The 1,051-nt window shown below is 59.8% G+C and carries 1 protein-coding gene; it reads left to right on the forward strand.

The window, feature by feature from the left end:
- The first annotated feature begins 52 nt into the window (after nucleotides 1-52).
- Nucleotides 53-1,042 carry an integrase core domain-containing protein gene (locus tag IVB01_RS05170; protein WP_247450984.1) on the forward strand — a complete coding sequence of 330 codons (990 nt, stop codon included), beginning with the start codon at nucleotides 53-55 and terminating at the stop codon, nucleotides 1,040-1,042.
- Nucleotides 1,043-1,051 lie beyond the last annotated feature (9 nt).

Here is a 1,051-nt window from a genome sequence, read left to right on the forward strand (position 1 = left end):
TGTGCATGTTCACTAATTCGCTGATTGGATCGCTCCAGCGGAGGACGATCCGATGCGCGACAACAGCTATGACCGGACGATTGAGCGCAACTATCTGCAGAAGTGGCGTTTTCTGATCCCGGAGTATGAGGCGGTGAAGGCTGGACGATCGCCATTGTTCAACCGGGTCGGCGACTTCTATCGGCACCACGGGACCTGCTCGCAGACCTTCCGCAAGTATTACAATCGCTATCTGCAGAGCGGCGATGAAGCGGACCTGCTGCCGCGGCGGCGCGGCCCGAAGTGGCGGGAACGGCGCGAGCCGGAAGGGATCGAGGCGGAGATCGTCGCCCATCGCAAGCGGGGGATGAACCGCTATGAGATTCATGCGGTCTTGCGCGAGACGCGCGACACGGTACCTTCGCCGATCACGATCTATCGGGTGCTGAGGCGCTACCGCTTGAACCGCCGCACGCCGGCGATGCGCGAGGAGAAACGCCGTATTATCAAGGACAAGCTCGGGGAGCTGGGCCACGTCGATCTGCATCAATTGCCGCGCGATATGTTCCTCGCGCCACCCCCAGTCACGGCCTACATCATCAGCCTGATCGACAGCTGCTCGCGTCTGGCCTGGGCCGAGGTCCTAACCTCCAAGAAGGCGCTGCCGGTCATGTTCAAGACCCTGAAGATGATCAATACCCTCAACCTCACTTACGGGCTCGTCTTCCAGGAGATCCTATCCGACAACGGCGCCGAGTTCGCTGCCCGCACTAAGCCGGACGAGCATCCATTCGAGGCCATGCTGCTCGAGCTTGGCATCAAACACCGCTACACCCGGCCCTATCGGCCACAGACCAATGGCAAGGTCGAACGCTTCTGGCGCACCCTCGATGACGACGTCATCGACGGCGCGACCTTCGACAATCTCGACCACTTCGCCAACGAACTGTTCGACTATCTCGTATACTACAACAACCACAGACCCCATCAGGCCTTGGCAGGACAAACTCCCAAGGCCTTCGCCGCTACCAAGACCACCGCGATCCAATCAGCGAATTATTGAACATCGACA

The sequence above is a fragment of the Bradyrhizobium sp. 164 genome (assembly GCF_023073715.1).
GTDB lineage: Bacteria > Pseudomonadota > Alphaproteobacteria > Rhizobiales > Xanthobacteraceae > Bradyrhizobium.

Excerpts from the sequence above, each read along its gene's own strand:
- IVB01_RS05170 (WP_247450984.1), top strand. The coding sequence starts at position 53 with ATGCGCGACAACAGCTATGACCGGACGATTGAGCGCAACTATCTGCAG.